The organism is Geodermatophilus sp. CPCC 205506 (assembly GCF_051383635.1).
Lineage (GTDB): Bacteria > Actinomycetota > Actinomycetes > Mycobacteriales > Geodermatophilaceae > Geodermatophilus.
Genome location: NZ_JALPKP010000008.1, coordinates 1 through 15,045 on the forward strand (window position 1 = coordinate 1; position 15,045 = coordinate 15,045).

14 protein-coding genes are annotated in these 15,045 nt (G+C 74.6%); 11 read left to right on the forward strand and 3 right to left on the reverse strand.

What is annotated here, in order from left to right; genetic code table 11:
• Window positions 1-202: 202 nt before the first annotated feature.
• Together MY520_RS06310 and MY520_RS06315 are read right to left on the reverse strand one after the other, a co-directional pair.
• A complete protein-coding gene (locus MY520_RS06310; protein ID WP_436691201.1) occupies window positions 203-868 on the reverse strand; it encodes a DUF2461 domain-containing protein in 666 nt (221 codons plus the stop codon).
• Window positions 865-1,452: an N-acetyltransferase family protein gene (locus tag MY520_RS06315; protein ID WP_436691203.1), complete on the reverse strand. Its 588-nt coding sequence runs from the start codon at window positions 1,450-1,452 to the stop codon at window positions 865-867. The genes MY520_RS06310 and MY520_RS06315 overlap by 4 nt, the downstream gene beginning before the upstream one ends.
• Window positions 1,453-1,510: 58 nt before the next feature.
• Between MY520_RS06315 and MY520_RS06320 the strand changes: the two genes are divergently transcribed.
• Window positions 1,511-2,722: a winged helix-turn-helix domain-containing protein gene (locus tag MY520_RS06320; RefSeq protein WP_436691205.1), complete on the forward strand. Its 1,212-nt coding sequence runs from the start codon at window positions 1,511-1,513 to the stop codon at window positions 2,720-2,722.
• Between the two features lie 9 nt (window positions 2,723-2,731).
• Here the strand turns inward: MY520_RS06320 and MY520_RS06325 are convergent, their stop codons facing one another.
• Window positions 2,732-3,118, reverse strand: a complete 387-nt coding sequence (locus MY520_RS06325; RefSeq protein ID WP_436691207.1) for a YkvA family protein — start codon at window positions 3,116-3,118, stop codon at window positions 2,732-2,734.
• A gap of 110 nt (window positions 3,119-3,228) precedes the next feature.
• Here MY520_RS06325 and MY520_RS06330 point away from each other — a divergent pair, with 110 nt between their 5' ends.
• The 10 genes from MY520_RS06330 to MY520_RS06375 all read left to right on the forward strand — a co-directional run bounded on the left by MY520_RS06330 (window position 3,229) and on the right by MY520_RS06375 (window position 14,920).
• Entirely contained in the window at window positions 3,229-4,047 is an 819-nt protein-coding gene (locus tag MY520_RS06330; protein ID WP_436691209.1) for a thymidylate synthase, read from the forward strand.
• On the forward strand, window positions 4,044-4,571 hold the full coding sequence (locus tag MY520_RS06335; protein WP_436691211.1) for a dihydrofolate reductase: 528 nt from the start codon (window positions 4,044-4,046) through the stop codon (window positions 4,569-4,571). The genes MY520_RS06330 and MY520_RS06335 overlap by 4 nt, the downstream gene beginning before the upstream one ends.
• Window positions 4,572-4,580: 9 nt before the next feature.
• Window positions 4,581-5,477, forward strand: coding sequence for a 4-hydroxy-tetrahydrodipicolinate synthase (gene dapA / locus MY520_RS06340; protein WP_436691213.1), 897 nt, complete (start codon window positions 4,581-4,583; stop codon window positions 5,475-5,477).
• On the forward strand, window positions 5,474-7,174 hold the full coding sequence (locus tag MY520_RS06345) for a ribonuclease J (protein WP_436691215.1): 1,701 nt from the start codon (window positions 5,474-5,476) through the stop codon (window positions 7,172-7,174). The genes dapA and MY520_RS06345 overlap by 4 nt, the downstream gene beginning before the upstream one ends.
• A 262-nt stretch (window positions 7,175-7,436) precedes the next feature.
• A complete protein-coding gene (locus MY520_RS06350) occupies window positions 7,437-9,959 on the forward strand; it encodes a DNA translocase FtsK 4TM domain-containing protein (RefSeq protein ID WP_436691217.1) in 2,523 nt (840 codons plus the stop codon).
• 97 nt (window positions 9,960-10,056) lie between these two features.
• Window positions 10,057-11,499: a 30S ribosomal protein S12 methylthiotransferase RimO gene (gene rimO, locus MY520_RS06355; RefSeq protein WP_436691219.1), complete on the forward strand. Its 1,443-nt coding sequence runs from the start codon at window positions 10,057-10,059 to the stop codon at window positions 11,497-11,499.
• Window positions 11,500-11,572: 73 nt separating this feature from the next.
• Window positions 11,573-12,235, forward strand: a complete 663-nt coding sequence (gene pgsA / locus MY520_RS06360; protein ID WP_436691221.1) for a CDP-diacylglycerol--glycerol-3-phosphate 3-phosphatidyltransferase — start codon at window positions 11,573-11,575, stop codon at window positions 12,233-12,235.
• A 260-nt stretch (window positions 12,236-12,495) separates the two neighbouring features.
• Window positions 12,496-12,894, forward strand: a complete 399-nt coding sequence (locus MY520_RS06365) for a helix-turn-helix domain-containing protein (RefSeq protein ID WP_436691223.1) — start codon at window positions 12,496-12,498, stop codon at window positions 12,892-12,894.
• A 73-nt stretch (window positions 12,895-12,967) separates the two neighbouring features.
• Window positions 12,968-13,573, forward strand: a complete 606-nt coding sequence (locus tag MY520_RS06370) for a TetR/AcrR family transcriptional regulator (protein WP_436691225.1) — start codon at window positions 12,968-12,970, stop codon at window positions 13,571-13,573.
• A 105-nt stretch (window positions 13,574-13,678) separates the two neighbouring features.
• A complete protein-coding gene (locus MY520_RS06375) occupies window positions 13,679-14,920 on the forward strand; it encodes a DUF4032 domain-containing protein (protein WP_436691227.1) in 1,242 nt (413 codons plus the stop codon).
• Window positions 14,921-15,045 lie beyond the last annotated feature (125 nt).

Consider the following 15,045-nt stretch of genomic DNA (forward strand, 5'->3'; position numbering starts at 1 on the left):
CCGGCCATGCCGGGGCCGGGCCCGTCCGCACCGAACCTCCCGCCCCCCGGCGATCTCCGCGGAAACCGCCGACAGGGCGGGCGCCGGGCGCGGGCGCCGGGCCAGGGGGGGGCGCGCTCCGCGGCCGTCGTTCGCGGCTTTCCGCACCGGATGTCCGGTCTGTTCCGGCGGTTTCCGCGGAAAACGACGGGTTGGGGCGGGGTCAGCGGCGGGGACGGGGCTCCTTGGTGGTCGCTCCCACGTTGTCGGCCAGCCAGGTGTTGAGCGCGGTGAGGTCCCGCCAGCCGGCCCTCACCTCGTCGAGGGCGCGGCGGTCGTGCAGCCAGTCGGCCGGGTCCCAGCGCCGGCCCGCGTGCAGCGACTTGTGGCGGAGGAGGTCCGAGCGGTCGCCGTCCGACGGGAAGCCGGAGGGAACGCGGGTGAGCCGCTCACCACCGATCTCCCAGCCGGCGCCCTTCAGCCGCTCCACCTCGGTGCTCAGGCGACCGCCCTGGACGTCGTCGGCCACGGCGCGGCGGTAGCGGGCCACCTGGTCGGACTCCAGTCGCCAGGCCCCGCCGGCGATCATCAGGCCCTCGGCCGAGAGCTGCACGTACCAGGCGCCGGTGCCGCGCCCCTCCGGGTGCACCACGGCACCCTGGTGGGTCTTGTACGGCGTCTTGTCATGGCTGAAGCGGACGTCGCGGTACGGGCGGAACAGCTTCGCCGGACCGAACTCGCCGGCCAGTTCGTCGACCAGGGCCTGCAGGGGCGCCTTCACGCAGGTGTCGTAGGCGTCGCGGTGGCGGGTCCAGTAGGTCTTGCTGTTGTCGGCCTCCAGCCCCTCGTAGAAGACCAGGCCCTCGTCCGGGAACCCCTCGAAGCTCACTCGTCCGCCCCCTCCAACAACGCGTGCCAGCGCACCTCGCGCAGCGGCGCGGACCCCGTGTCCAGCGTCCGCACCCAGCCGTCCCGCCCCCAGCCGGCCGACTCGAAGAAGTCCGCCGACGCGCGGTCCTCCTCCAGCAGCCACGTCTGCAGCCGGGCCGCACCGGTGCCCCGCGCGAGGTCCGCGACCGCCGCCAGGAGCCGGCTGCCGTGGCCGCGGCGTCCCCACCGGGGCTCGACGAGCAGCGCGGCGACCTCGGTGGTGGGACCGGCCGGGTGCGGTGCCTCGCCGGCACCCAGTTCCGGCGGGCCGTAGGCGGCGAACCCCACCACGCTGTCCTGCTCCAGGGCGACCAGCACGCCGTGGGCGGGTGTGGGCGGGGCGGTCACCGCGGCGCGCCACGAGGTCGTGACGGCGTCGTCGTCCCACGTGTCCAGGACCTCGGCCGGGAGGACGGCGCGGTACGCCGTCCGCCAGGTGACCGCCTGCACCCGCGCGATCGCCGCGGCGTCCTCGGGCCGGGCCGGGCGCACCGCCACGTCCGCGCTGCCGGTCAGCCGCGGGAACGGCGAGGTCGGGTCCACGCGGGGCAGCGTAGGGGCCGTCCCGATCTGTCGGACCCACCCGGCAGGATCTGCGTCCGTGACCGCCCCCGCCGTCGACCGGCTCCCGGCCGCGCTCGCCCGGCGCATGGCCCTCGCGGCGCAGGGCTTCGCCGAGCCGCGCCCCACCGCCGTCGTCGACGGCCGGCACCTGCGGCGGACGGTCGGCCGCCTCGCCGTCGTGCAGATCGACTCGGTGAACGTGCTGTCCCGGTCGCACTACCTGCCGGCGTTCAGCCGGTTGGGCCCCTACCGGCGGGCGGCCCTCGACGACCTCGCCGGCCGCCGTCGGGAGGTCTTCGAGTACTGGGCGCACGAGGCGTCGTTCCTGCCCGTCCGGCTGCACCCGTACCTGCGCTGGCGCATGGCGGCGGCGGAGGAGCACGCGTGGGGGTCGATGGTGCGGATCCAGCGGGAGCGGCCGGGCTACGTGGCCGAGGTGCTGGACCGGGTGCGGGAGGGCGGTCCGCTCAAGGCCGGCGACCTCGCCGAACCCCGGCCGGACCGGCCCGGGAGCATGTGGAACTGGCATGCCGGCAAGGTCGCGCTCGAGTGGCTCTTCTACACCGGCGTCCTCACCACCCGCGGCCGGACGGCCGGGTTCGAGCGCGTCTACGACCTCACCGAGCGGGTGCTGCCGACGGCGGTGGTGCAGGCGCCGACCCCCGAGCCGGCGGAGGCGGTGCGGGAACTCGTCCGGACGGCGGCCCGCGCGCTCGGCGTGGCCACCGAGCGCGACCTCCGCGACTACTTCCGCCTGCGGCCGGCCGCCGCTCGCGCCGCCATCGCCGAACTGACCGAGGCCGGGGAGCTGCTGCCGGTGGACGTCGCCGGCTGGGGAGCGCCCGCCTGGGTGCACCCGGACGCGCGACGTCCCCGCTGGGTGCGGGCCCGGGCGCTGCTGAGCCCCTTCGACTCGCTCGTGTGGGAGCGGCCGCGGGTCGAGCGCATCTTCGGGTTCCGCTACCGGCTGGAGATCTACACGCCGGCGGCCAAGCGGGTGCACGGTTACTACGTGCTCCCGTTCCTGCTCGGTGACCGGCTGGTCGCCCGCGTCGACCTCAAGGCCGACCGGCAGGCGGGCGTGCTGCGCGTGCAGTCGGCGTTCGCCGAGGCGGGCGTCGACCGGGCCGAGGTCGCCGCCGCGCTCGCCGAGGAACTGGCGCTGCTGGCCGGCTGGCTGGAGCTCGAGGCGGTCGCCGTCGCCGAGCGGGGCGACCTCGCCGCCGATCTCGCCGCCGCCGTGGCGTGAGGGACCCACTCAGCCCGCGGGCAGCCCGGCGAGCCGCAGCACGACCGCCAGCCCGGCCGGGCTTCCCGGCCACGCCCGTCGGAGCCGGTCGGCGCCGGCGCTGCGCACCACCGAGCGCAGCGCCAGCGCCACCACGACCACGTCGTCGGCGTAGCCGAGCACCGGGACGACGTCCGGCACCAGGTCGACCGGCGACAGCAGGTAGGCCAGCAGCGCCCAGAGCCGCCACCGGACCCTGCGCGGCAGGCTGCGGTCGGCCGCGAGCCGCCGCACCAGCCGGACCAGGTCGGGCAGCAGGCGCAGCGCCTCGTGCACGGTCAGGTCCGGCGGCCGGGTCCGCCAGAGCACGAGGAGGAGACCGCCCCACACCAGGAGCAGGCCTCCGGCGGCCGCCACGGGCACCTCCCACCACACCACGGTGACGAGTCTGACCGGTGGGGCTGGAGCGACCCCGCGGTGACCCGGGTCGCGGCCCGGTGTCGGTGTCCGGCCGTAGTCTCGGGCGCGTGGCAAGCGCAACCGACGGGCCGATCGACACCCAGTACGAGGACCTGCTGCGCCGGGTGCTCGAGCACGGCACCCCCAAGGAGGACCGCACCGGCACCGGCACGGTGAGCCTGTTCGGGGAGCGGCTGCGCTACGACCTCTCCGAGCGGTTCCCGCTCGTCACCACCAAGCGCGTCCACTTCAAGTCGGTCGCCTACGAGCTCCTGTGGTTCCTCCGCGGCGACTCCAACGTCGGCTGGTTGCGCGACAAGGGCGTGACCATCTGGGACGAGTGGGCCTCCCCGGAGGGCGAGCTGGGCCCCGTCTACGGCGTGCAGTGGCGTTCGTGGCCGGCGCCGGGGGGCGAGCACATCGACCAGATCGGCGCCGTCCTGGAGACGCTGCGCAGCGACCCGGACTCCCGGCGGATGCTGGTCTCGGCGTGGAACGTCGCCGCCCTGCCGGACATGGCCCTGGCCCCCTGTCACGCCCTGTTCCAGTTCTACGTGGCCGACGGCCGGCTGTCCTGCCAGCTCTACCAGCGCAGCGCCGACCTCTTCCTGGGCGTGCCGTTCAACATCGCCAGCTACGCGCTGCTCACCCGCATGGTCGCCGACCAGGTCGGCCTCGCCCCCGGTGACTTCATCTGGGTCGGCGGCGACTGCCACGTCTACAGCAACCACGTCGAGCAGGTCACCGAGCAGCTGTCCCGCGAGGTGCTGCCGTTCCCGGCCCTGGAGCTCGCCCCGGCGCCGTCGCTGTTCGACTACACCTACGAGCACTTCACGCTGAAGGACTACCGGCACCACCCGGCCATCCGCGCCGCGGTCGCGGTGTGACCATCGGGCTGGTCTGGGCCCAGGCGCGCGGCGGTGTGATCGGCGCCGACGGCGGCCTGCCCTGGCACCTGCCCGAGGACCTCCGGCTGTTCCGCGAGCTCACCACGGGCGGCACCGTCGTCATGGGCCGGCGCACCTGGGAGTCCCTGCCCGAGCGGTTCCGACCGCTGCCCGGGCGGCGGAACGTCGTCCTGACCTCCGATCCGTCGTGGGCGGCCGACGGCGCGTACCCGGCGGGGTCGGTGGCGCAGGTGCTCGCCGAGCACGACGGCCCCCTGTGGGTGATCGGCGGCGGCCGCGTGTACGCCGCGTTCCTGCCGCACGCCGACCGGCTCGTCGTCACCGACGTCGACACCCACGTGGACGGTGACACGTGGGCGCCGGAACTCGGTCCGGAGTGGCGGCGGGTGTCCCGGGAGCCGCGGGACGGGTGGTCGACGTCGACCACGGGGCTGCGGTACGCGGTGTCGGAGTACGCCCGACGGGACGCCGACGGCGGCGTGCCGTCCGGAGCGGGTCGGTAGATTCTCCCCATGACCAGCGACCCCGCCCGGCCCTTCGGGCGCGTTCTGACGGCGATGGTCACCCCGTTGGCCGACGACGGCTCGATCGACCTGGCCGGGGCCCAGGAACTGGCCGCCCACCTGGTCGACCGGGGTGGCCACGACGGCCTCGTCATCGCCGGGACGACGGGGGAGTCGCCGACCCTCAGCGACGCCGAGCAGCGCGCCGTCCTCGAGGCGGTGCTCGACGCGGTCGGCGACCGCGCCACGGTCGTCGCCGGGGTCGGCACCAACGACACCGCCCACTCGATCGACAAGGCGCGGGACGCCGAACGGCTCGGCGCCCACGGCCTCATGGTCGTGACGCCGTACTACAACAAGCCCCCGCAGGCCGGCCTGCTGCGGCACTTCACGGCCGTCGCCGACTCGACCGACCTGCCGGTGATGCTCTACGACATCCCGCCGCGGACCGTCGTCCCCATCGAGGTGGAGACCCTGGTCCGGGCCGCGGAGCACCCGCGGATCGTCGCGGTCAAGGACGCCAAGGGCGACCTCGGCGCGGTCGCCTGGACCCTTGCCCGGACCGACCTCGCGTACTACAGCGGCGAGGACATGCTCAACCTCCCGCTGCTGGCCCTCGGCGCGGTCGGCGTGGTGAGCGTCGTCGGGCACCTGGTCGGGCCCCGGCTGGCCGAGCTGATCGCCGCGGTCGAGTCCGGCGACCTGGTGAAGGCCCGGGCGGTCAACGAGAGCCTCCTGCCGGTGTACACCGGGGTCTTCCGCACCCAGGGCGTCATCCTGGTCAAGGCCGCCCTGCGCGAGCTCGGCCTGCCGTCCGGACCGGTCCGGCCGCCGCTGGTCGACGCCACGCCCGAACAGGTCGCCACGCTCCGCGCGGATCTCGCCGCGGGCGGGGTGGCCCTGTGACGGCGGGCGCCACCCAGCCGCACCTGGACCTGCAGGCCCCGCCCGCGCTGCCGACCGGCGGCCTGCGGGTGATGGCGCTGGGCGGGCTCGGCGAGATCGGCCGCAACATGGCCGTCCTGGAGTTCGAGGGCAAGCTGCTGGTCATCGACTGCGGCGTCCTCTTCCCGGAGCCCGAGCAGCCCGGCGTCGACCTGATCCTCCCGGACTTCGGCGTGATCGAGCACCGGCTGGACGACGTCGTCGCCGTGGTGCTCACCCACGGGCACGAGGACCACATCGGCGCCATCCCGTACCTGCTGCGCATGCGCGAGGACCTCCCGCTGGTCGGCTCGCGGTTCACGCTGGCGCTGGTCAAGGCCAAGCTGCGGGAACACCGGCTCGACCCGGTGCTGGTGGAGGTGGCCGCCGGGGACGACCACCTGGCCGGGCCCTTCCACTGCGAGTTCATCAGCGTCAACCACTCGATCCCCGACGCGCTGGCCGTCGCCGTCCACACGCCGGCCGGCGTCCTGGTGCACACCGGCGACTTCAAGATGGACCAGCTGCCGCTCGACGGCGTCCTCACCGACCTCGGCGCCTTCGCCCGGCTCGGGCTCGAGGGCATCGACCTGCTGCTGGCCGACTCGACCAACGCCGAGGTGCCCGGCTTCGTCACCTCCGAGCGGGCGATCGGCCCGGTCCTCGAGGACGTCTTCCGCCGCGCGACGCAGCGGCTGATCGTCTCCAGCTTCGCCAGCCACGTGCACCGCATCCAGCAGGTCCTCGACGCCGCGGAGATGCACGGCCGCAAGGTCGCCCTCGTCGGCCGGTCGATGGTCCGCAACATGGGGGTGGCCCGCGACCTCGGCGTGCTGCGGGTGGCGCCCGGGCTCATGGTCTCCCTCGACGAGGCGACGTCGATGCCGCCCGAGCAGGTCGTGCTGATCAGCACCGGATCGCAGGGGGAGCCGCTGTCGGCGCTGGGCCGCATGGCCCGCGGCGAGCACCACCAGGTCACGATCGAGGCCGGCGACACCATCGTGCTCGCCTCCTCCCTGGTGCCGGGCAACGAGACCGCCGTCTACAAGGTGATCAACGGCCTGGCCCGGCTCGGCGCGACCGTCGTCCACAAGGAGACGGCGATGGTGCACGTCTCCGGGCACGCGCCGGCCGGCGAGCTGCGCACGCTGCTCAACGTGGCCCAGCCCCGGCACCTCATGCCGGTGCACGGGGAGTGGCGGCACCTGCGCGCCCACGCCGCGCTGGCCGAGCAGACCGGCATGGCGGCCGACCGGGTGCTGCTGGCCGAGAACGGCGTGGTCGTCGACCTCGTCGACGGCAAGGCCTCGATCGTGGGCAGCGTGCCGGTGGGCGACGTGTACGTCGACGGCCTCAACGTCGGCGACGTGGGGGAGGAGTCGCTGCAGGAGCGGCGCATCCTCGGCGACGAGGGGTTCGTCGCGCTCACCGTCGTCATCGAGCCCTCGACCGGCACCATCGTGCGGCCGGTCCACCTGTCCGCCCGCGGTTTCGCCGACGACCCGGCCGTGTTCGACCCGGCGCTGGAGCTGGTCGAGGACGTGCTGCGGCGCACCCTGGCCGACGGCGAGACCGATCCGCACCGGCTCTCCCAGGTGATCCGCCGGACGATCGGCAAGTGGGTCTCCGACACGCACCGCCGTCGTCCGATGATCATCCCCACCGTCCTCGAGGTGTGACGGAGGACCCGCCTCCGTCCTCCCTCGGCTCGATCGGCGTGACGTCCGCGTCGGCGGGCAGGTCGAAGCCCCACACCCGGGCGTGGATCAACGACGACCTCGCCGAGGCGCGCGGCGGTCGGCACGACGGGTTCCGAGGTGATCGGGGTCGGCCAGATGGCGTCCGGCGACGTCGAGGGAGTGACCGGGCCCCGACCGTCGGTGGCGGACACGATGGTCCGCCTGCCGTCGTCAGGGCTCCGTGGCCCTTACCGTCTGACGCATGCCTGCTCGCACGACGACGACCCGCTCGTCGGGTCGGTCGCCTGCGCGCGGCCGCTCCGGATCCGGGTCGACCGCGTCCAAGAAGCGACCGCCCGCGAAGCGGTCGGCGGCCGGAGGGCGCAAGCCCGCCGCCCGCAAGCCGGCCCCGAGGAAGTCCGGCCCCGGCCTGTGGGGCGTCGTCAGCGGCGGCTGGTCGCTGCTCGCCCGCGGCGCCGGCGGCCTGGCCCGGTCGGTGGCCCGCCCCGAGGAGGCCGAGCCGCTCGCGCCCGAGCACCGCCGCGACGGCGTCGGCCTGGCCGTGCTCGGCCTGGCCGTCGTGCTCGGCGCGGCGGCCTGGACCAACGGCATCGGACCGGTCGGCGCCGCGCTCGCCGACGGGGTGCGCTGGGTCGTCGGCTCCCTGGTGCTCGTGCTGCCGGTCGTGCTGTTCTTCGCCGCCCTGCGCCTGCTGCGCCGCGGCCCACGCCCGGAGGCCCGCGGCCGGCTGACCATCGGCTGGCTGTGCGTCGTCGTGTCGGTGCTCGGCATCGCGCACGTCGTCGGTGAGCCCGGCTCCCCGGCCGCGGGGCGCCCAGGTACCGGTGGCCTGATCGGCTGGGCGGCCGGCACGCCGCTGATCGCCGGTGTGGGCAGCGTCGTCACCGTCGTCCTCCTCGTCCTCATGGCGTTCTTCGGGCTGCTGGTGCTCACCGCGACGCCGGTGCACCAGATCCCCGAGCGCCTCCGCGAGCTCGGCGACCGCCTGCTGGGCCAGTCGCACGACGACGAGTACGACGAGGACTGGGACGACGAGGGCGACGACGAGTCGCTCGAGGCACCGAGTCCCCGGTCGCGGCGTCGGACGCTGATGGACGACCTGACCGACACCGGTCCGGTGGACACCGTCCCCGCCATCGACCACGCCGCCTTCGACGAGGCGCCCGAGGCGGTGCGCCGGGAGCCGCCGTCCGGGCCGCCCGCGCCGCGTCCGCCGGTGGTCGACCGCACCGCTCCGCCGGAGACGCTCGAGCCGATCACCGAGCCCGAGCAGCTGCGCATCGAGCCGGTGGAGGGCGCGTACACGCTGCCCTCGGTCAGCGTGCTGCGCCCCGGCGACCCGCCGAAGAAGGGGTCGAAGGCCAACGAGGCGGCGATCGCGGCGATCACCGGCGTCCTCGAGCAGTTCAACGTCGACGCGGCCGTCACCAGCTTCACCCGCGGCCCGACCGTCACCCGCTACGAGATCGAGCTCGGCCCGGCGGTCAAGGTCGAGAAGATCACCGCGCTGACCAAGAACATGGCCTACGCCGTGGCCAACGACAACATCCGGATCCTCGCGCCGATCCCCGGCAAGTCCGCGGTCGGCGTCGAGGTCCCCAACGTCGACCGCGAGATGGTGAGCCTGGGCGACGTGCTGCGCTCCCAGGTGGCCAAGCAGGACCCGCACCCGATGCTGGTCGGGCTGGGCAAGGACATCGAGGGCGGGTTCGTCTGCGCGAACCTGGCGAAGATGCCGCACCTGCTGGTCGCCGGCGCCACCGGTGCCGGTAAGTCCAGCTGCGTCAACTCGCTGCTGACCTCGCTGCTGCTGCGGGCGACCCCGGAGCAGCTGCGGATGATCCTCATCGACCCGAAGATGGTCGAGCTGACGCCCTACGACGGCATCCCGCACCTGATCACGCCGATCATCACCGACCCCAAGAAGGCGGCCACCGCGCTGGCCTGGCTGGTCGAGGAGATGGAGCAGCGCTACCAGGACATGCGCTCCACCGGGGTCCGGCACATCGACGACTTCAACCGCAAGGTCGAGCGCGGCGAGATCACCGCCCCGCCGGGCAGCGAGCGGGTCTACCGCCCCTACCCGTACATCCTCGCCATCGTCGACGAGCTGGCCGACCTCATGATGGTCGCCCCGCGCGACGTCGAGGAGTCGATCGTCCGGATCACCCAGAAGGCCCGTGCGGCCGGCATCCACCTCGTGCTCGCCACGCAGCGGCCCTCGGTGGACGTCGTCACCGGCCTGATCAAGGCCAACGTGCCGTCGCGGCTGGCGTTCTCCACCTCCAGCCTCACCGACAGCCGGGTCATCCTCGACCAGCCGGGCGCGGAGAAGCTCATCGGCATGGGTGACGCCCTCTTCCTGCCCATCGGCGCGGGCAAGCCGATGCGCGTCCAGGGCGCCTACGTCTCCGACGCCGAGATCGAGGCGGTCGTCGAGTTCACCAAGCGGCAGGCCGAGCCCGAGTACCGGGAGGAGGTCTTCACCGCCGCCGCCGGCGAGAAGAAGGAGATCGACGAGGACATCGGCGGGGACCTCGAGCTGCTGGTGCAGGCCGTCGAGCTCGTGGTCACCAGCCAGTTCGGCTCGACGTCGATGCTGCAGCGCAAGCTGCGGGTCGGCTTCGCCAAGGCCGGCCGGCTCATGGACCTCATGGAGAGCCGCGGCATCGTCGGCCCGTCGGAGGGCTCCAAGGCGCGCGACGTGCTGGTGAAGCCGGACGAGCTGGAGTCGGTGATGTTCACCCTGCGCGGCGGCGAGTAGCAGGACTCCCGCCGCTCGCCCGCCCCGCGACGGGTCCCTGCAGCGGGGCCGCTCCGCTTCCGCCGGGTGCACCCCGCCCGCCGACTACGATGGGCCGGTGACACCTCCGCCCGACCCTGCCCGCAGAGTGGCGGTGGTGACCCTCGGGTGCGCCCGCAACGAGGTCGACTCCGAGGAGCTGGCGGGCCGCCTGGCCGCCGACGGCTACGAGCTGGTCGCGGACGCCGACGACGCCGACGCCGTCCTGGTGAACACCTGCGGCTTCATCGAGTCGGCCAAGAAGGACTCCGTCGACGCGATCCTCGCCGCCACCGACTCCGGGGCCGAGGTGATCGCGGTCGGGTGCATGGCCGAGCGGTACGGCTCGGAGCTCGCCGGCGCGCTGCCCGAGGCGACGGTCCTCGGCTTCGACGACTACACCGCGATCGGGGACCGGCTCGACGACGTCCTCACCGGGCGCCCGCTGGTACCGCACGACCCCCGGGACCGGCGCACCCTGCTGCCGATCAGCCCCGCCGCCCGCGCCACCGCCGCCCGCGCCACCGCCGTCGGCGCCGACGACGCCCCGGCGATCCCCGGCCACGGCTGGCTGCAGCGTCGCCGGCTGGCGAGCGGCCCGTCCGCCGCGCTGAAGCTGGCCAGCGGGTGCGACCGGCGCTGCGCCTTCTGCGCCATCCCCACCTTTCGCGGCTCCTTCGTCTCCCGCCCGCCCGCCGAGGTGCTCGGCGAGGCGCAGTGGCTGGCGAGCCAGGGCGTCACCGAGCTGGTGCTGGTCAGCGAGAACTCCACCTCCTACGGCAAGGACCTCGGGAACCTGCGCCTCCTCGAGCAGCTGCTGCCGCAGCTGGCCGCGGTCGAGGGCCTCGCCCGGGTGCGGGTCGCCTACCTCCAGCCGGCGGAACTGCGGCCGGGGCTGCTGGAGGCCATCGCGTCGACCGAGCGCATCGCGCCCTACTTCGACCTGTCCTTCCAGCACTCCTCGCCGTCGCTGCTGCGCCGGATGCGCCGGTTCGGCGGCACCGAGGACTTCCTCGCGCTGATCGAGCGGGCCCGGGCGATGGCGCCCACCGCCGGCTTCCGCACCAACGTCATCCTCGGCTTCCCGGGGGAGACCGAGGACGACGTCGCCGAGCTCGAGCGGTTCCTGGTGGCCGGCCGGCTGGACGCGGTCGGCGTCTTCGGATACTCCGACGAGGAGGGCACCGAGGCGGTGACCCTGCCCGGCAAGCTCGACCAGACCGAGATCGACGCCCGGGTCCGTCGGATCACCGACCTGGTGGAGGAGCTCACCGCCCAGCGGGCCGAGGACCGGGTCGGTGAGCGGGTCGAGGTGCTGCTCACCGACGACCTCGCGGCCGAGGAGGGGGAGGGCACGTGGCTGGGCCACGCCGCCCACCAGGACCCCGACGCCGACGGGACGACGACGGTGACCGGGGTGCCCGCCGGTGCGGTCGCCGGTGGACTGGTCGCCGCCGAGGTCGTCGGCACCGACGGCGTGGACCTGGTCGCCACCGCGCTGGTGCCCGCGGTGGCCCGGTGAGCGCGCCCGCGACCCCGCTGACGGGCACCGCAGCGCCGCGGACGCGGGCGACGAGCGCCACCGAGGAGGCCGTATGAGCGCACCGGCGGACCCGGCCGCCACCCCGCCGCAGTCGGTGCGGGTGCTCAACCTGCCGAACGCGCTGACCGTGCTGCGGCTGGCCGTGGTGCCGGTCTTCGCCGTCCTGCTGCTCACCGACGGCGGTACCGACGAGTCGCAGCGGTACTGGGCCACGCTGTTCTTCGCGCTGGCCATCATCACCGACCGCTACGACGGGATGATCGCCCGCCGCACCGGCCAGGTCACCGAGTTCGGCAAGCTGGCCGACCCGATCGCGGACAAGGCGCTGACCGGCACCGCGCTCATCGCGCTGTCGGCCCTGTCGCTGGTGACCTGGTGGGTGACGCTGGTGATCGTCGTCCGCGAGGTCGGGGTCACCCTGCTGCGGTTCTGGGTGATCCGGCACGGTGTGATCGCGGCCAGCCGGGGCGGCAAGGCCAAGACCGTCGTCCAGGCGCTGGCGATCGGGCTCTACATCCTGCCGCTGGAGGGCGTGCTGGCCAGTGTCCGGTGGTGGGTCATGGCGGTGGCGCTGGTGCTCACCGTGGTGACCGGGCTGGACTACGTCTACCGCGCGCTGACGCTGCGCCGGACCAGCGCCCGGGCCATGCGCGCCGCCGCCGCGCGCCGCGCCGCGGGCCCGACCGGCGGCTCGCGCAGCGACGCCGCCGCCTGAGAGAGGACCCCGAGGAGGACCCCGTCCTCCCCACCGTTCGCAGGCTCGCGGCGGGGCCCGGGACGGGTCCGTCGACCCTCCGCGGGCTGAGGGCGGGACCCGGGAGGGGGGCGCCCCGGAAGACAGCCTCCGAGCACGGCGTTACGCCCAGAGCGGACGCGCCGGGGATGGCGCGGTGCCTGTCGGTGGCGCCGCGTACCGTGAGCGCACGGCACCCTCCGGGAGCCGCCGCTTCCGCACAGGCAGGACAGGAGACGGCCATGACGCTGCTGCGCACCCAGCTCGGGACGACCCTGCGCGGCCACCGGCTGCGTCAGCGTCGGACGCTGCGCGACGTCTCCGGAGCCGCCCGGGTGAGCCTGGGCTACCTCTCCGAGGTGGAACGCGGGCAGAAGGAGGCCTCCTCCGAACTGCTGGCCTCCATCTGCGACGCCCTCGACGTCGAGCTCGCCGACCTGTTGGCCGAGGTCAGCCTCGGCCTGCGCGGGGACGACGTCCGGGTCCGCCCGCTGGTCCCCGCGACCGGGGGGTCGCCGGACGAGCAGCAGGTGCCCGCGCAGTCCGCGGAGCAGGCGGCCGCCGAGCCGGCCCTGGCCCTCGTCGGTGCACCGGCCCGCCCCGGCGCGCGCCCGGGCGAGGCGGTCTCGCTGGCCGCCTAGGCACGCCCCGACACGGCCGGCCCCGGTGCCGGCCTCCTTGACTCGCCGCCGCCCCGGTGCCAGACAGGGACCCATGGCGACGGTCGGCCCGCTCTCCCCGGATCCCGCGCTGCCCCCGGACTGGGCACCGCCCGGCCCGGCGCACCGGCCCGGTGCGCACACCCGCGCCGGCAACGCCATGAACCGGACCCGCGCCGGCCTGCTCGACGGGGCGGCGCACGCGTTCGCCGGTCGGGGCCTGCGCCGCAGCACCATGCAATCCGTCGCCGGCGCGGCCGGGGTGGCCAAGGCGACGCTGTACAACCACTTCCGCACCAAGGACGAGGTCGCCCGCGCCCTGCTCGCCGCGGAGCTGGACCGGCTGACCGCACTCGTCGCCGGCCTGCCCCCGGCTGCCGCGCTGGGCGCCCTCGCCGACGAGCTGGCCGGGCACCCGGTGCTGCGCCGGCTGGCCGCCGACGAGCCGGAGGTCCTGACCGCCCTGCTCGCCGCCGGACCGGCCCGCTGGAGCGACGTCGTCGGGCGGATCGCAGGCGCGCTGGGGACCGACCCGGCCACCGCCGACCTGATCGCGCACTGGCTGGTGGGGGTCGTCCTCCAGCCGGGCGAGCCCGCCGCGAGGGCCGCCGCGGCGGACCGCCTCGCCGTGCTGGTGGACGCGGCCGCACCCCCGTCCTGACCCCCCGACGGCGGCGCGCGGCGCGCGGAGCGGCATGGCATCGTGACAGTCCGACGCCGCTGTCCCCCAGCGGCGACCGGCTGCCGGCCGCCGACGGAGGTCGCCATGCGGTACCTGTTCCGCCCGCCCGGCACCGACGGCCACGGGTTGCTCACCCTGCCGTGGAACGAACCGCTCGAGGAGTGGGACCCGGAGCTGCTGCTCGAGGTGCCGCAACGCGGCATCTCCCGGCACGTCGTGCGCTTCGTCGCCGAGCAGGGCCAGGTCTTCGCACTCAAGGAGATCGCCGAGTCGCTGGCGCGGCACGAGTACGCCCTCCTCGGTGAGTTCGAGGAGGAGGGCCTGCCGTCGGTCTCGGTCCTCGGCATCTGCGTCGACCGGCCGCACGGGCAGGACGCCATCCTGGTCACCCGGTACCTCGAGTACTCGATGTCCTACCGGTACCTGTTCTCCCGGCCGCACGGCGAGCACTCCGCCGACCAGCTGCTGGACACGATGGTCGTGCTGCTCGTCCGGCTGCACCTCGCGGGGGTGTTCTGGGGCGACTGCTCGCTGTCCAACACCCTCTTCCGGCTCGACGCCGGCACGCTCGCGGCCTACCTGGTGGACGCCGAGACCGCCGAACGCCACCCGCAGCTGTCCCGCGGCCAGCGGGCCTACGACGTCGACCTCGCCCGGGAGCGGGTGGGTGCCGAGCTGCTCGACCTGCAGTTCGGCGAGCTCCTCCCCGCGGGCTGCGACCCGATCGAGCTCGCCGACAGCCTGCCCCCGCGGTACGAGGCGCTCTGGGACGAGGTGACCCGCGAGGAGGTCTTCCGGCGGGACGAGCAGCGCTACCGGGTGGCCGAGCGGTTGCGCCGGCTCAACGACCTGGGGTTCGACGTCGGCGAGGTCGAGCTGATCACGCTGCCCGACGGCGGGGTGAAGCTGCGGGTGGAGACCCGCGTGGCCGAGCCGGGGCAGCACCGCCGGGAGCTGTTCCGGTTGACCGGGCTGGAGGTGCAGGAGAACCAGGCCCGGCGGCTGCTCAACGACCTGCGTGCCTTCCGCGCCTACCTGGAGCAGAAGGCCGGCGGCCCGGTCGCCGAGACCGTCGCCGGCTACCGCTGGCTGGCCGAGGTGTACCAGCCGGTGGTCGACGCCATCCCGCCCGAGCTGGCCGGCCGGCTCGCGCCGGCCCAGGTGTTCCACGAGGTGCTCGAGCACCGGTGGTTCCTGTCCGAGAAGGCCGGCCGCGACGTCGGGACGACGGCCGCGGCGCGCTCCTACGTCGACACCGTGCTGCCCCGGACCCCCAAGGAGATGACCACACCGTCGGTGATCGCGGGCCTGGGCAAGGACGGCTGAGCACCGTCCCGGGCGCCGACATGCCGACGCGACACGCCAGGACGTCTCGGTCAGGTCGCGATCAGCCGGATCCGCACCGCTTCGAATTGACACCCCCCGTGACCTGCACCACGCTCCAAGTCGCT

What these genes read in the sequence shown, in the direction of transcription:
- dapA (WP_436691213.1), top strand. Translation starts at nt 4,581, where the DNA reads ATGACCAGCGACCCCGCCCGGCCCTTCGGGCGCGTTCTGACGGCGATG.
- MY520_RS06350 (WP_436691217.1), top strand. Translation starts at nt 7,437, where the DNA reads ATGCCTGCTCGCACGACGACGACCCGCTCGTCGGGTCGGTCGCCTGCG.
- pgsA (WP_436691221.1), top strand. Translation starts at nt 11,573, where the DNA reads ATGAGCGCACCGGCGGACCCGGCCGCCACCCCGCCGCAGTCGGTGCGG.
- MY520_RS06365 (WP_436691223.1), top strand. Translation starts at nt 12,496, where the DNA reads ATGACGCTGCTGCGCACCCAGCTCGGGACGACCCTGCGCGGCCACCGG.
- MY520_RS06370 (WP_436691225.1), top strand. Translation starts at nt 12,968, where the DNA reads ATGGCGACGGTCGGCCCGCTCTCCCCGGATCCCGCGCTGCCCCCGGAC.
- MY520_RS06375 (WP_436691227.1), top strand. Translation starts at nt 13,679, where the DNA reads ATGCGGTACCTGTTCCGCCCGCCCGGCACCGACGGCCACGGGTTGCTC.